Origin of the sequence: Pseudoalteromonas sp. UG3-2 (assembly GCF_037120705.1) — a bacterium.
Classification (GTDB): Bacteria; Pseudomonadota; Gammaproteobacteria; order Enterobacterales; family Alteromonadaceae; genus Pseudoalteromonas.
The window spans coordinates 1,908,279-1,923,117 of record NZ_JAWLJU010000002.1; the positions used below are offsets into that span (position 1 = coordinate 1,908,279).

Annotated in this window: 16 protein-coding genes; 5 read left to right on the plus strand and 11 right to left on the minus strand. The window is 42.7% G+C overall.

Annotation, left to right across the window (positions count from 1 at the left end; genetic code table 11):
• Nucleotides 1–57 precede the first annotated feature (57 nt).
• The 6 genes from R3P39_RS11660 to R3P39_RS11685 all read right to left on the minus strand — a co-directional run bounded on the left by R3P39_RS11660 (nt 58) and on the right by R3P39_RS11685 (nt 4,975).
• Complete coding sequence (locus tag R3P39_RS11660) at nt 58–399, minus strand: hypothetical protein (protein WP_336567647.1); 342 nt, start codon at nt 397–399, stop codon at nt 58–60.
• 22 nt (nt 400–421) lie between these two features.
• Nucleotides 422–631 (minus strand): PspC domain-containing protein, encoded by a 210-nt coding sequence (locus R3P39_RS11665; protein ID WP_336567648.1) that lies wholly within the window; start codon nt 629–631, stop codon nt 422–424.
• A 55-nt stretch (nt 632–686) separates the two neighbouring features.
• The gene (locus tag R3P39_RS11670; RefSeq protein ID WP_336567650.1) at nt 687–1,343 is read right to left on the minus strand and encodes a PspA/IM30 family protein; all 657 of its coding nucleotides are present in this window, start codon (nt 1,341–1,343) and stop codon (nt 687–689) included.
• A gap of 162 nt (nt 1,344–1,505) precedes the next feature.
• Complete coding sequence (gene dusA / locus R3P39_RS11675) at nt 1,506–2,519, minus strand: tRNA dihydrouridine(20/20a) synthase DusA (RefSeq protein ID WP_336567651.1); 1,014 nt, start codon at nt 2,517–2,519, stop codon at nt 1,506–1,508.
• A gap of 449 nt (nt 2,520–2,968) precedes the next feature.
• Nucleotides 2,969–3,184 carry a hypothetical protein gene (locus R3P39_RS11680; protein WP_336567652.1) on the minus strand — a complete coding sequence of 72 codons (216 nt, stop codon included), beginning with the start codon at nt 3,182–3,184 and terminating at the stop codon, nt 2,969–2,971.
• Nucleotides 3,185–3,571: 387 nt separating this feature from the next.
• Nucleotides 3,572–4,975, minus strand: coding sequence for an MBL fold metallo-hydrolase (locus R3P39_RS11685; protein ID WP_336567653.1), 1,404 nt, complete (start codon nt 4,973–4,975; stop codon nt 3,572–3,574).
• Between the two features lie 215 nt (nt 4,976–5,190).
• Between R3P39_RS11685 and R3P39_RS11690 the strand changes: the two genes are divergently transcribed.
• Nucleotides 5,191–5,823 (plus strand): response regulator transcription factor, encoded by a 633-nt coding sequence (locus R3P39_RS11690; protein ID WP_336567655.1) that lies wholly within the window; start codon nt 5,191–5,193, stop codon nt 5,821–5,823.
• Nucleotides 5,810–7,378 (plus strand): MASE1 domain-containing protein, encoded by a 1,569-nt coding sequence (locus R3P39_RS11695; RefSeq protein ID WP_336567656.1) that lies wholly within the window; start codon nt 5,810–5,812, stop codon nt 7,376–7,378. Before R3P39_RS11690 ends, R3P39_RS11695 begins: the two co-directional genes overlap by 14 nt.
• Here the strand turns inward: R3P39_RS11695 and R3P39_RS11700 are convergent.
• Nucleotides 7,375–8,013, minus strand: coding sequence for a response regulator transcription factor (locus tag R3P39_RS11700; protein ID WP_336567657.1), 639 nt, complete (start codon nt 8,011–8,013; stop codon nt 7,375–7,377). The two genes, R3P39_RS11695 and R3P39_RS11700, sit on opposite strands and share 4 nt — an antisense overlap.
• 139 nt (nt 8,014–8,152) lie before the next feature.
• Between R3P39_RS11700 and R3P39_RS11705 the strand changes: the two genes are divergently transcribed.
• Complete coding sequence (locus tag R3P39_RS11705) at nt 8,153–8,698, plus strand: hypothetical protein (protein ID WP_336567658.1); 546 nt, start codon at nt 8,153–8,155, stop codon at nt 8,696–8,698.
• Nucleotides 8,699–8,715: 17 nt separating this feature from the next.
• Entirely contained in the window at nt 8,716–10,410 is a 1,695-nt protein-coding gene (locus R3P39_RS11710) for a histidine kinase (protein ID WP_336567659.1), read from the plus strand.
• A 217-nt stretch (nt 10,411–10,627) separates the two neighbouring features.
• Here the strand turns inward: R3P39_RS11710 and R3P39_RS11715 are convergent, their stop codons facing one another.
• Together R3P39_RS11715 and R3P39_RS11720 are read right to left on the minus strand one after the other, a co-directional pair.
• Nucleotides 10,628–11,533: a DNA adenine methylase gene (locus tag R3P39_RS11715; RefSeq protein WP_336567661.1), complete on the minus strand. Its 906-nt coding sequence runs from the start codon at nt 11,531–11,533 to the stop codon at nt 10,628–10,630.
• Nucleotides 11,533–13,035, minus strand: coding sequence for a ParB N-terminal domain-containing protein (locus R3P39_RS11720; RefSeq protein WP_336567663.1), 1,503 nt, complete (start codon nt 13,033–13,035; stop codon nt 11,533–11,535). Before R3P39_RS11720 ends, R3P39_RS11715 begins: the two co-directional genes overlap by 1 nt.
• 308 nt (nt 13,036–13,343) lie before the next feature.
• On the opposite strand from R3P39_RS11720, the gene R3P39_RS11725 reads away from it, so the two are divergent.
• A complete protein-coding gene (locus R3P39_RS11725; RefSeq protein ID WP_336567665.1) occupies nt 13,344–13,910 on the plus strand; it encodes a recombinase family protein in 567 nt (188 codons plus the stop codon).
• Here the strand turns inward: R3P39_RS11725 and R3P39_RS11730 are convergent.
• Together R3P39_RS11730 and R3P39_RS11735 are read right to left on the minus strand one after the other, a co-directional pair.
• The gene (locus R3P39_RS11730; RefSeq protein ID WP_336567667.1) at nt 13,907–14,179 is read right to left on the minus strand and encodes an RNase H1/viroplasmin domain-containing protein; all 273 of its coding nucleotides are present in this window, start codon (nt 14,177–14,179) and stop codon (nt 13,907–13,909) included. The two genes, R3P39_RS11725 and R3P39_RS11730, sit on opposite strands and share 4 nt — an antisense overlap.
• Before the next feature lie 75 nt (nt 14,180–14,254).
• Entirely contained in the window at nt 14,255–14,770 is a 516-nt protein-coding gene (locus tag R3P39_RS11735) for a hypothetical protein (RefSeq protein ID WP_336567669.1), read from the minus strand.
• Nucleotides 14,771–14,839 lie beyond the last annotated feature (69 nt).

Genomic DNA, 14,839 nt, shown 5'->3' on the forward strand with positions numbered 1-14,839 from the left:
ATGCTAATAACTATATCACAGATCCCCAAATAGGGTGTTTTTTCTCTCCCTACACGCTCATGTCGTTTGCCGAGTTGGTTTGTCAATCACCAACCACACCACTAAGGCGAGGGCAATGAATGGCAGCAAGGCCAAGAGGGAGTTGAGTAGCAGTGCCATTACTAGCCCAATGAGCACAACAAACAATAACCCAATGACTCCAACACTTACCAAGGCTGCCATTACCAGCACGGCCACCAGCGCAAATAATAGCGTTAAGATTTCAAAACCAACCCAACCTAAGTTCCCCTCCAAAAGGAAGTCAAAGCGACCCACATCCAACCACATAAGTGGGTAAGAGACCCAAGATAAGGCTAACAGCAATAATGCGGCAAAAAATAGACTGGCAATGGTTTTCATCACTTACTCCTAGGCACACTGGTTAGCCATGATGTGCCACTTTTGGCATCGCAAACCAAGCGACGCCGTACGCCAATACCACCAGCATTGGAAATTTAAAAAATAACAATACGGTGAGTAGCCGTGTTAACCATATTGGTAAATCAAAACGGCGTGCCAATTGTGCGCATACGCCACCAATTTTCTTGCTACTGTTCATGTGTGACATGGTCGATTGATATTTGCTGTTCATCTTTATCCCCTTGTGGAATATCCGTTGCGGAAAAGTCAGTTGGGTGTAATAAAAGTTAGCTGGCCATTTTTTGCTTCAACTGCGCTAACTCGTCTTCTACCTGTTGTTGCTTCTGCTCATCTTCAAAGCGTTGCCACACATCAGGTTGCCCTAAGTCATACGCTTCCACTTCGGACTCTAAACGCGCTACTTTCTGCTCTAGTTGTTCAAACTTATGCGTGGCCGACTGTACGGCATCACTGTTAAGGGTTTGCTTAATGTTTAATCGTGCTTGACCAGTGGCTTCGCGACGCAACATCGCCTTTTCTTTGGCGCGTAGCTGCTGAATTTTGCTTTGTAGCTTATCGGCATCCGCGCGTAGCTTTTCCAATGAAGGCGCTAATTCATCGATTTGCTGCTGTGCTACTGTGGCTTTTTGCAATGCTTGTTGCTTTTGCTCAAGCGCAGAGCGCGCTAAGTCTTCACGGCCTTTTTCAAGCGCATGTTCCGCTTTACTTTGCCACGAGGTAGCTGTTTGGTGTGCTTGGTCGATTTGGCGCTGCAACACTTTTTGCTGACAAATCAATTCAGCAGCGGTACCGCGACAATCAGAAAGTGCTTCTTCTAAATCACGTACCAGTTGTGTTGCCATTTTTTGTGGATCTTCAGCCTTGTCTAGCAATGCATTGAATTCTGCTTTAATAAGATCTTCGATTCTGTTGATGAGTGTCATAGTCGGCTCCTTTTATAATGTAATGAATACATTCCAAGAGCCATGCCAAAATTAATTTACTCAATTATTCAATGAGTTAAAGGACTTCTATAAGAAAGAGCAGAGAAAAAGGAAAGGATAAATAGTGAAAAAGACGATTAAATCGTCTTTTTCACACTCTAATTATTGTTCCGGCACAAAGGTCAGGGCTTTTTCCATTACCTCGATGCCTGCGCCTTTCTTATGGCCATTTTCCGATAGATGACGACGGAAGCCTCTCGCGCCAGGTTGGTTTTGGAAAATACCCAACATATGACGGGCAATATGCCAAAAATTAGCGCCCTGTGACATTTGCGCTTCAAAGTAGTCGTACATGCTTCTCACGACCTGATGGCGAGTTTGGCTAAAGGCTGGCTCACCATACAAGGCTTCATCAACCTGAGACAATAAAAATGGATTACTGTAGGCTTCGCGGCCAATCATCACGCCATCCAAATGCTCCAGATGGTGCTGGCACTCCGCAATGGTTTTTACACCACCATTAATGCTGATATGCAAGTCTGGGTAATCTTTTTTCAGTTGATACACACGAGGGTAATCCAGCGGCGGCACCTCACGGTTTTCTTTTGGACTTAAGCCTTGCAACCAAGCTTTGCGCGCGTGAATAATAAAGTCATCACAGCCCACAGTGCGCGACGCTTCAATTAATGCGGTTAAAAACTCATAAGAATCCTGTTCATCGATGCCAATACGGGTTTTTACCGTTACCGGAATATCCACCTCGGCTTTCATCGCCGCCACACACTCTGCCACCAGCTGTGGCTCAGCCATTAAGCACGCACCAAAGCGACCATTTTGCACCCGATCTGACGGGCAACCCACATTCAGGTTCACTTCACTGTAGCCATACTCACCGGCCCGTTTAGCACATTCAGCCAACGCTTTTGGATCAGAGCCCCCGAGCTGCAATGCCACCGGCAGTTCATGCTCACCAAAAGCAAGGTAATCACCCTTACCAAAAATAATCGCCCCGGTGGTGATCATTTCGGTGTACAGCACCGCATGCTTGGTGAGCTTACGATGGAAAGTGCGACAGTGGCGATCCGTCCAATCCAACATCGGTGCTACACTAAAGCGGCGAAAGCCTGAATCGCTTATATTTACTGGCTTAAAGCCTGATTTCACTGAATTTTGCATAGTACCTCTATTGCTTTGGAACGCCTTGAATTGCAGCCAATTTCACCATCCGGTCCCCCTATAGTCACCCTCGTGGGGTAGGACAGAACAATAACTTATGGGGACAAAGGCTGACTGTTCATAGCACCGAAAAATCGAAACTTAACTCTGACGAGTTGCGCTATAAGTTTTATAGTTCGCGAGAAAAGCGAGGGCAAGATTATACACAATGAAAGCAGAATATTCAGCACAAAAGGAAAGAGGCGGCCTCTATACTAAGAATTAGAAAAATGCCTTGTTTGGAGCTTACTTAAAGAGTCCTACATTAGAGTTACTAATAACTATAATGTCTGTGGATGTGCTCAAACTTTCCATTTAGGTGGCTAAGCTAGCAACTCATAACTAACTACAGCAATGATTGAGGCAGCAAGCAATTGATGGGTGATAGGTGATATTCAACATCACGCCTATCATCGCTGGTTGTTATGTTCTTGAGAGTCAGGGTATTGCGTACGCTTGCCTGTGCTTTTTGTAAGCTGCAGGCAAGTGTTTTGACTCTCTTTCATCAGCGTCTTAATAAGCTTATCAACCGGTTGAGCTTTTACCACCAGCGAGAAGAGGGTTGAAAATAGCGCGGTGCCTAACCACGCCACAGCAGATAATAGGGCTTTATTGTTCTTGTACATGATAATTCCATTGTTCATTGATACTAAGAGGTGGGTTCTTAGTATCAAGTGTTATGCCAAAATTAAAAAGCATTAATTTTCATGACGTTAAATAAAAATAAAATGTACACAATTGGCTGTAAGTATGCTTGATTGGTGAGAATCGAGAAAAAGTAGTGCTTTTGACAACGTGAAATATAAGTGCAGAGACATTAACTCGGTTACGCCTTAGAAGGCCTCAATGAAGTAAGTCAACGTCTGCATACCCTGCAGCGTCAGACCATACCTGCGCTGCAACAAGCCATGAGTGAGGCTGGTAGCCCGTGGACTACTGGCGCACCATTGCCGCAGTAGGCTTCATTACTTAAAAATTTCCCCTAAACGGCACCGCAACGGTGCCGTTTTTTATTAAAATTCTATCGTCTCACCCAATACGGGAATGTCTGCGGTAATATCATGCTGCTGTTTTAACTGCTTTGAAAAGCCCGTTAAGGCATCGGGTTCCCCATGCACCAATACCACTTTAGGTGAGGTACTAAAATGGCCTACCCAATCAACCAATGCGCGCTGTCCAGCATGAGCAGAAAAACCATTTAGGGTTTCAATATTGGCTTTGACAATAATGTCTTCGCCAAACAATTTAATGTGTTGAGTACCATCTACCAATATTCGCCCTAAGGTGCCATTGGCCTGATAGCCGACAAAAATAATGGTATTGCGACTATCCCAAATACGGTGCTTAAAGTGGTGGGTAATGCGGCCTCCGGTACACATGCCACTGCCTGCGATAATGAGTGCGCCCTTACTGATTTTATTGATGGCCATTGAATCTTCGGCATCCACCATCAGGTGCAAGGTGGAGAGAAAATCCTTTAGTAAGGTTTGCTCCCCAGTGCAAAGTTTTTTTACTCCTTCGCAGTCAAGGGTTGGTAACCACTGGTCGTATACTTTGGTGACTTCGATGGCCATGGGGCTATCGAGAAAGATTTGCCAATTATCTAACTCACCAGCGTGTTGCAATAAGCCCAAATACAGCAACAGCTCTTGGGTGCGCCCCACAGCAAAGGCTGGGATCATCACGTTGCCGCCACGGGAAAAAGCCTCACTAAGAATATCTCTTAGTTGGCTTTGAGTGTCACCTAAAGAGCGATGCTCGCGATCGCCATAGGTGCCCTCCACCAGCACAATGTCTGCCTCACTCAAACGTGCAGGATCGTTCATAAGTAGGGTATCGGTATTGCCAAGATCGCCAGAAAACACCAATGTCTTTTGTTGCTCACCATCTTGGAATGTCAGTTCAGTGATTGCCGAGCCCAGAATATGGCCAGCATCGTGAAAACGCAGTGTCGCATGCTCAGTAATGGCAATAGGTTGCTCATAGGGCTGTGGTTTCAGGGAGGCTAATACCTGTAAGACATCGTCTTTACTGTATTGCGGTGCGATTTCCGGCTTGCCCTTGCGCGCTCGCTTACGGTTTTCTCTGCGTAAGTCATTTTCGTATAAGCTCAATGCATCAAACAGCATAATGGGAAGCAGCTGCGCCGTTGCTGGGGTACAATGTATTGGCCCAGTAAAGCCCTCATGAACTAAACAGGATAACCGACCGGAATGATCTAAATGCGCATGGGATAAAATCACCCTATCGATACTGGTGGGATTAAAAGAAAACTGCTCACGAGAAATTAAATGCTTGGCACGCATGCCTTGATGCATACCACAGTCTAATAGCACATCCCCAAGCTCTGGTGAGCGCACTAGGTGACACGACCCGGTCACCTCTTGTGCTGCGCCATGAAATGTAATCGTTGCCATTACTTCTCCTTCAAGCCCGCGATAACGCGATTTCTTTACTCTGTTATTTCAGCTTAGCCGGAAAAATGCTTTTAAACCTGTGCTAAATCAAAAAGCCCGCTTGTTACCACCCCTTTACTCTGCTCTGCAGTGCTGAAAATAATGATATATAGGAATAATTCCTAACCCGAACCGTTTCATTTCGCGGTATAATGGCAACATAAAAAGGAGGGGTTATGGAAATTGGTATACTGGAAGACCATCAATTAGTGCGCGATAGTTTTAAGAAATTACTCGAGTTACAGCCCGGCTGGCGAGTGACCATAGAAGCCTGTGATGTAAACGATGCCCTGCTCGCCGTGAAGTTAGATCAGCCCGATATTTTTATCTTGGATATTTCACTCAATGAAGGTCAAACTGGGTTAACCTTTTTACGCTACCTGCGCGAGCATTACCCTAAAATCAAAGTGATCATTGCTTCTATGTATGATCACGACCCTTATGTTAGCAACGCTATGCGCTTAGGGGCCTTGGGCTATGTTTCTAAGCGCTCAGCGTCGGATGCCATGATTGATGCGGTTACCATGGTCAGTAAAGGCCAGCGCTACATTAGTAAAGACGTCAGCTTTAACGAACACAGTAATAAAATCGATAAGTTACAGCAACTCACCAACCGAGAGCGCCAAGCATTTCCGCTGTTTGCCAAAGGTCTCAATGCCAAACAAGTCGCCCAAGAGTTAGACATCATGCCTAAAACGGCGCACGTCCATAAAGCCAACATTTACACCAAGCTTGGAGTAACCGGCTCTTTTGAATTATTAAAAATTGCCATCGAGCTCGGGGCTGTGGAGCTGAATGAACTGGCGTAATACATTCACTGCCCTTACAAAAAATAAAACTCAGCAGTTAGGCCAGCAATTATTGGCGGCGGTTAGCTTTTTTGCATTACTTGCCGCAGCCTCATGGCTCAGTAACCTATTAGAGACCGTGGCACAAAGTAGCGCTATTTACCTGCCAGCCGGAGTAAAACTCGCCTTTGTATTAACACTGCCAACGCGGTTTTGGCTGATATTGTGGGTTACTTCACGGCTTTATGCCGCTTACTTAGGGACTTTTTATACTGGCGTTTGGCACTTTGAGCTATTTCATGCTTTTTGGTTAGAGCTGTTTTTTTATGCTTTGGTGTTTTGTTTTAAACATAGCCGCTGGCCACCGCACATTCGTCGTACTCAAAACGTCATATCGTTACTGCTGCTGGCTTTACTGGCATCGGCTTTTAAGTGGTTTTTATTTGCCAGTGCTTTTGAGTTTACCACTGGGCTTGATACCAAGCAGCTGCTGCAATATCAGCTTAATATGACCTTAGGCGATTTAACTGGTGCCTTACTAGTGACTCCGATTGCCATTGCTACAGCGCACTATGTCAATCACACTGCTAAAAAGGCCAAACCCAGTAACTTCACACTTTTATGTACACTCGTGTTGTTCGCAACAGTGGCTACCTTTTGCTATCTACTGCGCCCTGACATCTATCCTTTTTTACGTTTATCTGCATTACTCCCCGTGATTTGGCTAGCCTATTTATTTGGAGTGCGAGGTGCCGTTACTGGGGGGCTGGTTGCCAACAGCCTCATTGTGGCCGAAGCCGCTGTCACCCAAACAGCTGAGAATACGTATATTAGTCAACTATTTATTATTGCTAACGCCACCACCAGTTTAATCCTTGGGGCCGCAACCGAGGAGCTGAGAAAAAAGAATTGGGCGCTAAAACAAAGTAACCTCGAACTCAAAGCCTTACTGCATAAAAATCAAAACCTAGCGGCTAAAATGGTTAATATTCAAGAGCATGAACGCAAGCACCTATCACAAGAATTGCACGACGAACTGGGACAGAACTTAACCGCGCTTAAAACCGAGCTCGCTGTGCTGGCCAGCATTTCAACGGAGCAGGTTAAATCGACAGTGAGTGCTCTAAAAAGTAATGCCGACTTAATGTACGAGTCGGTGTACGATTTAATGCACTACCTGCGACCACGTGAGCTCGACGAGCTGGGGTTAGAAAAGGCCCTATCTCAAGGTCAATTTGCTACCACCTTGAATAAAGCCGGTATTTCCTATTACTGTGAACTGGCTATTACTGCGACACTCAGCGAGAGTCATCAAATCGCTCTCTACCGCATCTGCCAAGAAGCCCTCACTAATTGTATCAAACACAGCAATGCCACCTCATTGACGTTAACATTAGCGACTAAGCACAATGGAATTACCTTAAAGGTCAGCGACAACGGCAGCGCTATCACGACATCGTCGCAGTCAGGAAAATACGGTTTAAGCTTTATTGAAGAGCGCGTCACGGCACTTGGAGGCCATTGCCACTTCGAACATGATGACGGCTTTACCGTAGCCGTTTTGCTGCCTCTTTAACCTATTTCGTCAATGTGCAGTAGCCCCTCAGCAAGTGCGAGTTTAGTGGCTTGTATTTGCGAGGTCAGCTGTAGCTTGCTCATTACATTCGCTCTATGTACATGCGCGGTCTTCGGCATCACATTAATCACCTGTGAGATTTGTTTTGCATTCAGGCCTTGGGCAAGTAACTTAAACACCTCAAGTTCCCGAGCAGTTAACAATGAGAGACTGGGGTTAGACGTACCATCACTTACCAAGCGATCACTGATCGCAGGACTATAAAAACGTCGGTCTGCTGCAACCGACTGGATTGCATAAATAAGTTCATTGGCGGCATCGCGCTTTGACAAATAGGCATCGACGCCAAGTTCTAGCGCTGTTTTTATGTACAACTTTTCCTCATACATGCTCAGCATAATGCGCTTTGCATCAGCATATTGCTGACCAATTAGCGCTGCTAACTCCAAGCCATTTTTATCTGGCAAAGAAATGTCGATGATATAATAATCAACCTGAGTTGCCTGCGAGCAACTCAGGAGCTCCTCTGCGCTGCCAAGCTCGAGTACTACGTTCCAATCTGGGTGCTCTTCTTCAATTAAAGCCTTAAAGCCTTCTCTCACCATTTGATGGTCATCTATCAGCGCAAAATTCATCTCACCTCCTTGTTTTTCAACAGTATAACTCGTCGTTGAGCATCACAGCTAAGAAATTTTCTTATGCCATTAAGAAAAATGGCAATAAAACACTGACACCATTCAACCTAAGCTATCTCTAAATCATAAGGAGATAGCTATGCCAAACATTACCGGAGAAACTGAGCGCTTTCATAATATTACGGTTCTACTTCATCACATTGGCGAGTCTAACTATCGTATTGAGTGGACCAGTAAAATGACTAAAGGCTCAACCAACTTAGTGAAAACAGGCAAAAATAGATATGTTGTGATCCGCAAATGGCCTGAAACCAGAAGCCTTCCCGATGTGGCAACCAATTTTACTTCACGCAATGCCGCGTTTGTTCACTTTATAAAAAATGTGGATGTTATCAAATGCAACGATGAAGCCATTCTTAAAGCCAAACAACAGTGTTTAGATTATTTCACCCGTTGCGAGCGCATCAACTCGGTGGTTAAAACCGCTTTTCCCAAACCACGTTTACAAGGCGCACTAGGCAGAGAAGTTATTGTTAAACATAAACGTAACTTGTCAGATATTGCCAAAGGGCACTTATTACAACTCATTGGCAATAAAGCTGAAATTCAAATCACACAACGCTATACTCTGTGTAATCCAAATCCCAAGTTGCAGTTTGATACAACTCAGGTTTACTTACCCTAAAAGGCCAGAAGATACTCATGGATGGAGTTTTACGTCACTTTCATTACCAGTTTTTGAGTAATAAGCTCAATTCCGTGAACCGCACTCAGATAATCAAGTTTCTACTACTGTCGCTGCTTATTGTGGTAGTTGCGCCAATCATTGAAACCTTGCTGTACCTGTTGTCTTTTAACTATGTGGTGTATGAAGATTTTGTGAGCTGGTATTTTCCAGTGGGTTTTAGGGTTATCTGTTATATTTTTTTACCGCTACGCTATTGGCCTGCGCTCACTATTGGTTTCACACTTGGGCAAATATTCTATGTTTGGTATTACTATGATGTTGCCTTAGACAATGTAGGCTATCGCTTACTAAGCGCTGCATCACGTGAGTACATGATACTTACTCCTCTGATCTTGGCCAAGTTATTCAAAGTGCGCTTGGATATTAACACCTTAAAAAGCGCTGTAACGGTTATTTTTATTGCTATTTCCTATCGCTTTATCCGCTCAATGCTAATTGTTTTGCCAGAGGGAACTAAAAATAAATATGCTTTAATTGCAGCGGAAGATCGCTTTGAAATGATGCTAGCACATCAACTTGGGGGGATTTTAACGACACTTATTTTACTGTTATTGGCATTTTTTGCTAAAACCTGGTTTGCACAGCGCAAGCACTACTTCAGTCGTAAAAATATCATATTGGCTTTGCAGCTTAGCTTATGCTTTTTTGCTTTTTACAGCACATTTTTAATCGAACCTAAGTCCGTTTATTTACTGCGTATGTTGGCGATTTTTCCTTTGCTCTGGTTCAGTTTTCAGTTTGGCGCTTTAGGAGCTCTCAGCTATGGCACACTTACAGTGGCGACCCTGATGGTAAATGTTTTTGCCGTGAATCAAACTGAGCTGCTGCTAACGACGCAACTTTACCTTATCAGTTATAGCGTGCTGGCTCTATTATTGAGCGCCTTAATCACTGAATTAAACCACTCGAAAAGCGAACTTTTGAGGCAAAACCAGGAGCTTGTTACACTCAGTACGTTAACGCAAAACCTCGCGACTAAGGTGGTCAATGTACAAGAATCTGAGCGCAGCCAGCTATCGCAAGAATTGCACGATGACATAGGCCAAAACCTCACCGCGTTAAAAACCAATATCGCCGTATTAGCAAAGAAAACCAAACATCACGACGAACTAAGCCATACCATATTACGGCTCGAAAACGTTTCAAGTAGCATGTACGACTCAGTGTATAGACTGATGCACTGGCTGAGACCAAGATTGCTAGATGAGCTTGGGCTAAAGGCAGCCCTGCAAAGTGAATTGTTTTCTGAACACTTAGCCGAAGCTGGAATCGCTTATCAATGCCAGATTGCCGGGCCCATCGATGACCTCAGCGACGAATACCAAATTGCCATTTACCGCATTTGCCAAGAAGCGTCCACCAATGCTGTTAAGCACTCGCTGGCAACTAAACTTAGCGTTGATATCGTTTATGAGAACGAGGTATTAGCACTCACAATAAATGACAATGGTATCGGCCTTAATGAGCCCAAACAGTGCGCCAGCAACAGTGGCTTTGGTATGGACGGTATCCGTGAACGGGTGTCACTGCTGAATGGCAATTGCCAATTCACTCATAATGAAAGCGGCGGACTGGCGATCAATATTCTCTTTGATATACCAATTAAAGGAAAATCACCGCTTGGCGATGCCAGCGGTGAATTTGAATGAGGTGAGTCAGCCTATAAGACAACTGAACAGAACTGTAACTATCTGATTTTATTGAAGGCTTGAAATCTGAAAACTGAAATTTAGTGCAACCGTGTACCAGTTTGGTATATCACGATTCTGAAATGTAGGGGTTTTAGAAAACCGCTTGAAAGATCAAGCGGTTACTAAAACTTCTGAGACAGCCTGTAAGACAACTGAAAAAGTGACTCTAGAAAGCCTAAAGTGCAGGATTAGACTGTTTGTACTGACCTTTCTGGAGCTTCTTTAACTCATTAAATGAAATATCAGGTTTATAGCCACATAGCTTCAAATCGGGTTTATGGATGATGACCTCAGTCCCTTTTCTTTTCTCTTGTGCGGTATAAGTAAGACCAAATGGCTGTGGACTAAACTCACTGTAAATGTCATTTATCTCTGGTGTATCATCATACGTCACAATCCATGGTTGCTTAATTCTCTTAACGCTCTCGTAGAGACGATAATGATCATCGTGGACAAAAAAGTTTTGATATAACCCTTTACCCTTTACATAATAGGGTGGGTCCAAGTTGACTAAACAACGCTGTTCAACCTGCGGTAACACCTCATCAACAAACTCTGCAGCGTCAAGATTCGTTAAACGAATATCATTGCGCCGAGACGCTATGTTCTGAATTTGTTTAATAAGCCTAGCTTTATTGAAACGGCAGTCAATTTTATAATTACCGTCTTGATTTAACCCGCCAATAACTCCTGCTCTAATGATACCTGAACGATTGGTTCGATTTAGAAAGAATGTAGAGAACCCCCTTTCGATAAGACTAGCTGATGAAGATTCTTGTATTTTCTTCTGCTTGTGCCATTCCTCAATATCAACTTGAGCACCATCAATCAATGAGCACAATAAATCAGTTTCATTTAAAACGCAGTGCCAAAAGGCATAGATGGAAGGGTTTAGATCATTGATGTAAACCCGTTCAACATGGTTTTCAAGCAATAGATACCAAGCAATCGCAGCTCCACCAGCAAATGGTTCAACGTATGTACCACCTTCTAGGGAGTTCACTTTTATTGTTTCTAGTACATATGCGGTAAGCTTGGATTTACCTCCAGGGTAACGCAATGGTGAATAAGACCTCGCCATTATTTTGCTGTCATTCCTATAATCTCTTCAAAAAGTGGGAACAGAAAGTCCCAAAAGCCGTTTAGAAACCGTTTGTTCGTGTGCTGTTGGTCCGTACCATGAATATAGTTATTAAGTGTATCAAGACTATGTTCATTACTAGAGTTTAGCAGTTTTTCTACCACCTTATAAGCGGGAGTTTTTTTTGTGAGCTTCTCTTTCTTCATAAACTCTAGTCTGTGCTTCAGCGTAATCTCTTGATAGGGTCGACCTTTGTAAATTGTACATAATTCTTCTTTTGCCCCTATTGAGTTAATATACTCAGCTACAGCTAAATCAAGAAATACTCTTAGAGACGCAGCCGTTGTGTTTTTATATTTATAGATTGGTAACTTCTTAAACTCTCGAAACAATGCGTCGAGTTTGTAATTAGATGTGCTGAGTACACATGTTTCAACTACAAGCTGATTTCTATCAGGGTTTTTATTCAAAGGCCTCTTTATTGAGGAGTCTTCATCACTAACAGCTGGCTTCTCATCTTCAGTACTGGTGGAAGCATCTTTATCTGTATTGTTTAGTGAAATTATAGGCGTATCATCCTCATCATCAACCTCAAATGAAACTGTAGGCAGTTTTTCAAGTAACTCTTCAAGCTCTGCGGTAATTGTTCGAGTATCTATTTTTATATCTACATTTGGCTCACCTCGACTAAATACATTTTTTAACCACTGCGCATAGGCCATGAAGAAGCTTTTTTGATTAGACATAATCTTAATGTCAGTCCCATCAAACTCTATTCCCCAACTCTCTTTTACCTTAGGGTTAAAGAACCATCGCTCTAGTATCGTCATAGGTATTCGGTGAGAAGTAACTTTTTCTCTTTCTTCTTCATTCAGTATTGCCATAACTATAGGGTTAAGAGCTAGATCTCGAACATTCAAAATCCTAAGCGTATATTCCAGCTGTCCTTTATTTAGCTTAGTAACTGAAGAGACTTTGGTAATATCACCTTCGTATTTATCATACAAACCAGCAATCCACCTTTGCTGTTGAAGTCTAGACCAAGATCTTTGTTGAGTACTTACAGCATGCCTTTGATTTATGTACCACTCACAATCATCTAAAGAAGGAGCCACGCATACTCGAATTTTTTCGATAGTATCACGGTCTATCAATTCGGCTTTTCTACGTATATAGCTTCTTATTGAGCGGGGCGCTTTATCAGGCGAACGAAGTAACTTTAAAGCTAAAACTCTTCTATTGCCCTCTGCAACATAGTACTTATCATTGTTATCACTTTGCCAAACCACAACAGGGTCGGCTGGTATGAAGCCATCAGAAGCAATAGAATCAACTAGTTTAAAGAAGTCATCCTTTTCACCATTATCGCTAATTAGGTCTGAAACAAAATCTTGTACGCTGACGTGCTTTTCTTCTGGTGATAATCGAGGGTTATCTGGCCACAGACGTAACTGGTCAACTGATCTTAAAACTTTCCTTTCGAGCCATTCATATTTGCTCATGTTTTAACTCCATATCCAATTTTGCATCCTCTGCACTAATAAAGGTGTCTTCTGGATGTATCTCAAATCATTTCTTGATAGTACCACCAACAACAAGCAGGTTAAAGAATTCATAACCCGCTATTTTGAATAGAGTTTTAATTTTCATCACCTTAAAAGGTTATGTAAATGAGTTTCAGAATGTTCATTTTAAGTACACTCATAATAGCCGTTCAGTTTCTCGCCTAAGACCGTCTGTTTAAGCCCTTCAAAATTCTAAAGTAGCCATTTAAGATCATAGTCTTAGACTTAAAACGGGCACACTCACTATGACTAAACAAATCGGATACATTCGCGTTAGCTCAGTTGATCAGAACACAGCTCGCCAATTAAGCGACGTTAAACTTGATAAGACCTTCGTTGATAAGTGCAGCGGTAAAGATACTAACAGACCAGCCCTCAAGCAGTTAATTGAATATGCTCGAGAGGGAGATGTAGTTCACTGCCATGACATAAGCCGCATGGCACGTAATACCGAAGACCTTCTTCGGTTAGTCCGTCTATTCACCGAGCAAGGTATTAGTCTGAAGTTCTATAAGGAACACCTTGATTTTGCAGGCACCAAAAACCCAACTCAAGAATTGATGCTGACACTATTGGGCGCAATCTACGAATTCGAGCGGTCTATGATACTTGAGCGCCAGCGTGAAGGAATAGCTATTGCTAAAGCTAATGGTAAGTACAAAGGTAAGGGCATCAACATGGAACTGCACGAGCGCATCAGACAGATGCACTCTGAAGGCATGAATAAAATGCAGATAGCAAAAACCCTAGGCTGTGCTAGGGCAACGGTTTACAAAGCGTTAGCAGGAAATCAGGAAGTAAATTGCAGCTAATCTTTGCGCCTGTATGGGACATTATATGACCACTCATAATCGGAAGATTTTTCTCCCTTAACATCCCTAATTGCACAGTACTTGTTGAAAGCGTCTTTTGCACTTTTATATGATTTATACATCTTGATTTTTGGGTTCCTGTAGCCTTCGATACTTTTTTTTGCCTCTAAGTAAGAGCGATAAATACCAGGTTGAAACCCCCTAAAAACTACAAACCACCCTCTGTTATTTAACTTCCTACGACGAGTAGGAACAACAATTAGACTCATTACTCTCTCCTAAAATCTAAGTCAGATATTTTGATATGGTCATTTGAAGTAATACGTATACCTCGATTTTGGACCTTAGGTTTCGAATGAGACTTCTGAATACAGACAGCCTCCATTTCGGATCTCAACTTCAAAATTAAAACCACTTGAGTAATATTCACTGGCTGTCATCCCATCATCAAAAGCAGAAAATAATGAAATTAATAAGCAGTTAAGGTTGGAATAAAAGAGCTGACCTTCATCATTAAAATCAGTTTGATATTCGAAAGCCACTATAGAGCCCCTATCGCCACCGCTATAAACTAATAAATGTGGAATTACTTCAATACTTTTAATTACTCTGAAATATTCTGAAGAGCTGTCCAAAACGCCACTGTGGAAGAGTCTGTTAACGTTAAACCGTGAAGTTCTACTTAGCTTAGGTAGTTTCATCACAGCCCAGCTAAGAAAACTCATAATGTCTCTTGGATCTGTGATTATTGACTTCTCGCGTTTACTGAAAAGTTTATGCCATCGTTCTCTATACTGTATCGTTGATTGCTCGGTACAAACTGGATTTACAGATTCAATTCGAATAATTAGCTCATTCATCTATCTTCCTCTTTTTAAGACTTATTTAAGATAGTTGATACTTTACCAAAGCTTTAAAACCGTTATTTT